The organism is Sphingomonas sp. PP-CC-3A-396, assembly GCF_004343105.1.
Lineage (GTDB): Bacteria > Pseudomonadota > Alphaproteobacteria > Sphingomonadales > Sphingomonadaceae > Sphingomonas.
This window is the reverse complement of sequence record NZ_SLYF01000006.1, coordinates 347,482-353,894: the sequence shown is the minus strand read 5'-3', so window position 1 is coordinate 353,894 and position 6,413 is coordinate 347,482. Positions and strand designations below refer to the sequence as shown.

At 66.6% G+C, this 6,413-nt stretch carries 6 protein-coding genes; 2 read left to right on the top strand and 4 right to left on the bottom strand.

Going from position 1 to position 6,413, the window contains the following annotated elements; genetic code table 11:
- Positions 1-413 precede the first annotated feature (413 nt).
- Complete coding sequence (locus C8J40_RS14125; protein ID WP_279432598.1) at positions 414-1,967, top strand: lipopolysaccharide biosynthesis protein; 1,554 nt, start codon at positions 414-416, stop codon at positions 1,965-1,967.
- Between the two features lie 15 nt (positions 1,968-1,982).
- Here C8J40_RS14125 and C8J40_RS14120 read toward each other — a convergent pair whose 3' ends face one another.
- Positions 1,983-2,411, bottom strand: a complete 429-nt coding sequence (locus C8J40_RS14120) for a CBS domain-containing protein (protein ID WP_132897533.1) — start codon at positions 2,409-2,411, stop codon at positions 1,983-1,985.
- A 71-nt stretch (positions 2,412-2,482) separates the two neighbouring features.
- Between C8J40_RS14120 and C8J40_RS14115 the strand changes: the two genes are divergently transcribed.
- A complete protein-coding gene (locus C8J40_RS14115) occupies positions 2,483-2,773 on the top strand; it encodes a hypothetical protein (RefSeq protein WP_243643540.1) in 291 nt (96 codons plus the stop codon).
- Positions 2,774-2,891: 118 nt separating this feature from the next.
- Here C8J40_RS14115 and C8J40_RS14110 read toward each other — a convergent pair whose 3' ends face one another.
- The 3 genes from C8J40_RS14110 to prfA form a co-directional block, all read right to left on the bottom strand.
- The gene (locus tag C8J40_RS14110; protein ID WP_132897532.1) at positions 2,892-4,136 is read right to left on the bottom strand and encodes a DUF4167 domain-containing protein; all 1,245 of its coding nucleotides are present in this window, start codon (positions 4,134-4,136) and stop codon (positions 2,892-2,894) included.
- Between the two features lie 242 nt (positions 4,137-4,378).
- Positions 4,379-5,197 carry a peptide chain release factor N(5)-glutamine methyltransferase gene (prmC, locus tag C8J40_RS14105; RefSeq protein ID WP_132897531.1) on the bottom strand — a complete coding sequence of 273 codons (819 nt, stop codon included), beginning with the start codon at positions 5,195-5,197 and terminating at the stop codon, positions 4,379-4,381.
- Between the two features lie 126 nt (positions 5,198-5,323).
- Positions 5,324-6,397, bottom strand: a complete 1,074-nt coding sequence (gene prfA, locus C8J40_RS14100) for a peptide chain release factor 1 (protein WP_132897530.1) — start codon at positions 6,395-6,397, stop codon at positions 5,324-5,326.
- Between the last annotated feature and the right edge of the window lie 16 nt (positions 6,398-6,413).

Below are 6,413 nucleotides of genomic sequence, written 5' to 3'. Positions count from 1 at the left end.
CCCTTGAGGAGCCCGAGAACCGCAAGCCGCCGCCCACATGTCCCTTCATCTTAACCTACAATGTCAAAGAGCCGACAAAAATACCGACACTCGCATAACCCTCCCTTCCGAGAAAGCTTGCAGCATCTGGTTTTTTGCGACCGTCGCAGAAGCCGTTAGGCACTCCGCTGCGGTGACACCCCTCTAAGCGGGGTTCCGATTCGCGTCAAACACAATCTTTCACATTTGTGGCAATTTTCTCGAGTTGGCGCGTTTATGACGCCCCACACCCCCCTGCCGGTGCTGACGAAGCACTTGTAACTGCACTTCATTCCACCGCCGGAGATTTCCAAAGGATGCCCCCGCGTCCTGTGGCACGCACCATCCGTCTTTAGGGCCTCGCCTTAAGCGCTTGTGAAGGCCCATATCGCTACATGCCCGATACGATGGATACCGTGATCCCTGCCCCCCCGCCGGCGAACGTGCCCGAGACCGTGTCGGCGCCAGGGCCGTCGGGCGCTTTGGGTGCGCCTTCCGCACCAACCTCGCTCGCCGGCCAAGTCCGTAGCGCACTCATATGGCGGTCGGGCAGCCAGATCGTCGCGCAGATGGTACAATGGTGCGCGACCTTTCTCGTTATCCGCATCCTCGCGCCCGCCGATTACGGCCTGTTCGCGATGTGCCAGGTGGTTCTCACCTTCATGGCGATGCTCAACGGCTATGGCTTGGCGAGCGGGCTGATCCAGCAAAAGGAGATCAGCGAGCGCGAAGTCCGGCAGCTGTTCGGGATGCTGATCGTTTTGAACGTCGGGCTTGCCGTCGCGCAGCTCTCACTCGCACCACTCGCCTCCGCCTATTATCGCCAGCCGATCGTCGGCGACATGCTCCGCGTCCAGGCGCTGCTCTATCTGACGACCCCCTTCATCGCGCTCCCGTATGCGCTGCTCTCGCGGGCGATGGATTTCCGTCACCAGGCCAAGGCTAACATCACCGCGTCGATCGCCTCGGCCAGTGCGGCGCTCGGCGGTGCGCTCTATGGTCTCGGGGTATGGACTTTGGTGCTGGCGCCGATTGTGCTGTTTAGCGTGCGCGGCGCGATGATGACGTGGAGCGCGCGGTCGCTGGTCTGGCCGAGCTTTGACTTTCGCGGCGCCGGGACGATCGCGCGTTATGGCGGGGTGATGGCCGCGGGGCAGCTGTTCTGGTTCCTGCAGAGCCAGACCGACGTGTTCATCGCTGGGCGCAGCTTTTCGCCGCACATGCTCGGCATCTATACGACCAGCCTGTTCCTCACGCAGATCTTCGTCTCGAAATTCGTGCCGCCGCTGAACGAGGTCGCCTTCTCCGCCTATGCGCGGATGCAAGCCGATCCCGCCGCGATCGGGCGCGCGTTCGTGAAGGGGGTGCGGATGGTGATGATCGTCGCGATGCCATTCTACATGGGGCTGGCCGCAACCGCCGAGCCGCTGGTGCTGACCGTGCTGGGCGACAAATGGCGCGAGACGGCGCCCATCGTCCACCTGCTCGCGCTGGCGATGCCGTTCATGACGTTGCAGGTGTTGTTCACGCCAGCATCCGACGCGCGCGGCCGTCCGGGGATCGGCGTCCAGAACGGCGCGGTCGGTGCAATGATCCTGACCACGGCGTTTCTGGTCGGCGTGCAATGGGGCCCTACCGGCATGGGCATCGCGTGGATCACCGCGTATCCGCTCTACCTGGCGATCAGCGCATGGCGGACGCTGCCGGTAATCGGGGTGCGCGCGCGAGACGTGGCGCGGGCGGTCGCATCACCGGCGCTGGCGGCGATCGCGATGGCGCTGATCGTCGGGCTGGTGGATCGCGGCCTGCCGCCGCTCGACGCGCATTGGCGGCTGTTGGTCCTCGTGGCTATCGGCGCAGCGGTCTATGCGGCGTCGATGCTGATCTTTGCGCGGGCGACGGTGCGCGAACTGATCGCCGTGGTGCGAAAGCAACCTGTCGCCGCCTAGTTTAGCCCCCCTGATCTAGGCGGACTGAATGTATTCGCGCATCGCTGCGGCATCGGCTTCGATCCGGTCGATGCGGTATGCGACCAAGTCGCCGATCGAGACGAAGCCGACCAGCGTGTCGCCGTCGATCACCGGCAGATGGCGGATGCGGCGCTGAGTCATCAGCGACAGCGCGCCGATCGCGGACTCGTTTGGCCCGACCGACTTCACCGCGGTAGTCATCACATCGGCGATCCGCCGGTCCAGCGCCGCGGCCCCGTCCGATTGCAGGCAGTGGATGACATCGCGTTCGGAGAATATGCCGACCACCCGGTCGCCGTCGAGCACCGGTGCCGCGCCGATCCGCTTCTCTGCGAGCAGCGCCACCGCCTCCGCCACAGTGGAGTCCGGGTGGAGCGACTCTATGCCGCCCTTTCGGTCCTTCAGGATCGCCGCGATCGTCATCTTCGCCTCTCCTCATATGCGTCTGGTGCGCCTGACTTGAGGAAACCATGTTTGCGCGGCAATGTGAAGCGATGACCGATCGACTGCCTGAACCACCGGCCGGGTTGGACGACCCGCATTATGCGGCGTTCGCATGGGCGCGGTTTCGCGCGATCATGGCGTGGATGGTGCTGGCGGCGGCGATCTGCGTCGCGGCGGTGATCGCGGCGATGGCGCATCTGCAGGGGCCGCTGCATCTGGTGACGATGCTGGCCGTGATCGGCGGGGTCGGCGGATCGGTGATGATGGCCGGGCTGCTGATGGGGCTCGCGTTCCTGAGTTCGGGAAGCGGTCACGACGAGGATGTCGCGCGGATCGATTGAGCGGACGCCGATCATGACGTCGATCAGACGTCGAACATGACAAAGGCCGGTGTCGCGTGACGCGGCACCGGCCCTTTCAGGTCTCAGCTATGCCCCGGACCAGTCCGGGATGACGGCTTCAGCCCGCGACCTCGTCCGGTACCGCACGAACGCGGCGACGACGGGGCTTTTCTTCCGGCGCCGTATCACTGGCAACGGTCGCTTCGGTCGCCGGCGTTGGCGTCGGCGTTATGGCCGAGATGCCGAGCGATGGCGGCAGGCGGTCCGCATCGAATGCGGTCGGTGCTGCATCTTCGGTCGCAACGGGTGCGTCGAGGCTGCGATCGCGGCGCGGACGACCGCGACGGCGGGGCTGCTCCTCGGTGGCTGCGGCGACAGGCGTCGTCGTCTCGACGGCTTCGATCGGCTGGGCAACCTGCTCTGAAGCTTCGGTTACCGAACGGACCGCGTCGGCTTCCGAATCCTGGTTGGCGTTGGCGACCTGGACGCTGGTGCGCGGCGTGCGACGGATCGTCTCACGCTGCGGCGCATCGCGGTAGTCGGAGCGCGGCTCGCGGACTTGCTCGTCGCGAGGCTGGGTCTCGCGCGCCTGGTTCTCACGGGCCTGGTTCTCACGGGCCTGGTTCTCACGGGCCTGGCCCTGCTCTTCGCCGCTACGCTCGTCGCGCTGCTGCGTATCGCGGGGAGCGTTGCGCTGGTTGCGCTGGCCTTCGCCACGAACGCGGTCTTCGCGCTGACCTTCGTTGCGCGACTGGCCCTCGTTACGCTGGCCCTCGTTACGCTGACCTTCGTTACGCTGGCCCTCATAGCGGGTGTTCTCGTACCGCGGGCGCTCTTCACGCTGCGGCCGGTCATCGCGCTGCGGACGATCTTCGCGGTTCTGCGTGTCGCGATTCTGGCGGGGCGCGTTCTGGTACTGGCCGTTCTGGCCGCCATTCTGCTGCTCAGCCGAAGCCTGCCCCTGCTGCTCGCCGGAGCGGATCGGTTCGCCCTCGTCGCCGTAATCGTCGTCGCCGTCGAGATCGAACGGCTGCTGGCGACGCGGCTGCTGCTGCGCCTGCGGCTGGCTCTCTTCGAACCGTGCGCGCGTCTCGCTCAGGACGCGGAAATAATGATCCGCGAACTGGAGGTAATATTCGATGTTGACGCGGTCGCCCTGCTGCTGCGCGTCGCGCGCGAGGTTCTTGTACTTCTCGTACAGCTGGCTCGCGTTGCCGCGCGCGCGGCTATCGATGCGGTTGCCGGTATCGCGACCACCCTGGCCACCGCCGCCGCCCTGGCGTTGACCGCCACCACCGCCACCGCCGCCATTATTATTGTTGCCACGACCGCGACGGCGGCCGGCTTGCCGGTTGTTGATCAAGCTTGTGTCCTCAGTCGTCGAACCAAAATCTGGTCGTGCTCCGAAATGCGGTGCAAACCCCCCGCCGCGCACCGACGATCTAAACGAGATCGGTGCGTCGAACTTGCCAGGGCCGCCGGACTGCAGCGACCTCAAAGCGAAGGATGCGGGTCATCGCTCTAAACCGACCAATCGTCGAGAGTGCGTGCCCCTGCCCGCGTGATAGCGGGCGCAAGGGCCATACTACAAGCGAAAACTGCCGGTTAGCGCCGTATTCCTGTCGTCGCGACCAGCGCACGAGGGTTGTTTCCATAGTCGTGGTGGAGCGCGACGTGCAAACCCTGCGCTTCGAGCAGTGCGGTGACAGGCTCGGCTTGCGTCGATCCGATCTCAATGACGGCCGCGCCGCCGGGCGCGATCAGCGCCGGGAGTTGCGCGGCGAGGATGCGGTAGTCGTCGAGCCCGTCGCTGCCGGCGAACAGAGCGGCGTGCGGTTCGTGGCCATGGACTTCGGCCGGGAGCATCTCGTCGGTGGCGATATAGGGCGGGTTGGCGAGGATCAGGTCGAACTGGCCGGTGATCGCGCTCGCCCAACTCCCGCGGATGAAGCGGGCGCGGTCGGTCATGTTGAGGGCAGCGGCGTTGGCGCGGGCGTAGTCTAGCGCTTGGGGCGAATAGTCGACGCCGAGGCCTTGTGCCGGCCATTCGTCGAGGGCTGCGAGAAGGAGCGTGCCGGGGCCGGTGCCGAGGTCGAGTACCGTCGCGGGCGCGCGGCTGGCGAAGTGCGCTTGCGCGGCGATCAGGAGCGTTTCGCTGTCGGCACGGGGGACGAGCGCGCCGGGGCCGACGGTGAGGTCGATCGACCAGAAGCCGCGGGTGCCGGTGATGTAGGCGATCGGCTCGTGGTTGAGGCGGCGGTCGACGAGCGCGGCGAAGGTGTCGGGGACGGCGTAGCGGGTCGGGTCGAGGAGGATCGCGTTACGCTCGACGCCGAGTGCGTGCGCCATCAGGAGTTCCGCGTCTAGGCGCGGGGTGGCGGAGAAGCCGAACCGCGCAGCGGCGGTGGCAAGCGCTGCACTCACTGCTCCCCTCCCGCTTGCGGGAGGGGTCGGGGGAGGGGCTGTCACCGAGCGATGCCGTTAGCAAGAAGCCCCTCCCCTAACCCCTCCCGCAAGCGGAAGGGGAATGGCGTTGCGGCTGGGGTGAGCTCAGCCATCCAGCTGCGCCAAGCGGTCCGCTTCGTCCTGCGCGACCAGCGCGCCGATCAGTTCGTCCATTTCGCCCGCGACGATCTCAGGCAGGCGGTGCAGCGTCAGGTTGATGCGGTGATCGGTCACGCGGCCTTGCGGGAAGTTGTACGTGCGGATCCGCTCCGAGCGATCGCCCGAGCCAACCATCGACTTCCGCGCGCCTGCCCGCTCGGCATGCAACCGGTCGCGTTCCGCCTCGTACAGCCGCGTCCTGAGCACGCGGAGGGCCTTGGCCTTGTTCTTGTGCTGCGACTTCTCGTCCTGTTGAATCACGGTCAGCCCGGTCGGGATGTGGACGATCCGCACCGCAGAGTCCGTCGTGTTGACCGACTGGCCGCCGGGGCCCGACGAGCGATAGACGTCGATGCGCAGGTCCTTGTCGTCGATCTTGACGTCGACCTCCTCCGCCTCGGGCAGCACCGCGACGGTCGCCGCCGAGGTGTGGATCCGGCCGCCCGCTTCGGTGGTCGGAACGCGCTGGACGCGGTGGACGCCGCTCTCGAACTTCAATTTGGCGAACACGCCCTGGCCGGTGACGCTCGCGACGACTTCCTTGAAGCCGCCCGCGTCGGACGACGAGCCGGAGATCATCTCGACCCGCCAGCCCTGCGACTCGGCATAGCGCTGGTACATCCGGAACAAGTCGCCCGCGAACAGCGCCGCCTCGTCGCCACCGGTACCGGCGCGGATCTCGAGCATCGCCGCGCGCTCGTCGGCGGCATCGCGCGGCAACAGCGCGAGCGCGAGTTTGCGATCCGCGGTCTCGAGCAGCGTGCGGTTCTCGTGCAGCTCGTCCGACGCCATCGCGCGGAGTTCGTCGTCGGCATCCTCGGCCATGAACGCGAGGCTCTCCGCCTCCTGCCGCAACCGGCGCACTTCGGTGGCGGCCTGGGCTACGGGTTCGAGCTCGGCATATTCCTTCGATACCGCGACGAAGCGGTCGGAGGGGAGATCGCCGGTCGACATCAGCGCCTGCAACTCGTCACGCCGAGCCTCGATCGCGCGGATGCGGTCGGGGGAGATCTGGGTCATCAAATCCTCCCCGGCA

Excerpts from the sequence above, each read along its gene's own strand:
- C8J40_RS14120 (WP_132897533.1), bottom strand. The coding sequence starts at position 2,411 with ATGACGATCGCGGCGATCCTGAAGGACCGAAAGGGCGGCATAGAGTCG.
- C8J40_RS14125 (WP_279432598.1), top strand. The coding sequence starts at position 414 with ATGCCCGATACGATGGATACCGTGATCCCTGCCCCCCCGCCGGCGAAC.
- prfA (WP_132897530.1), bottom strand. The coding sequence starts at position 6,397 with ATGACCCAGATCTCCCCCGACCGCATCCGCGCGATCGAGGCTCGGCGT.
- C8J40_RS14115 (WP_243643540.1), top strand. The coding sequence starts at position 2,483 with ATGACCGATCGACTGCCTGAACCACCGGCCGGGTTGGACGACCCGCAT.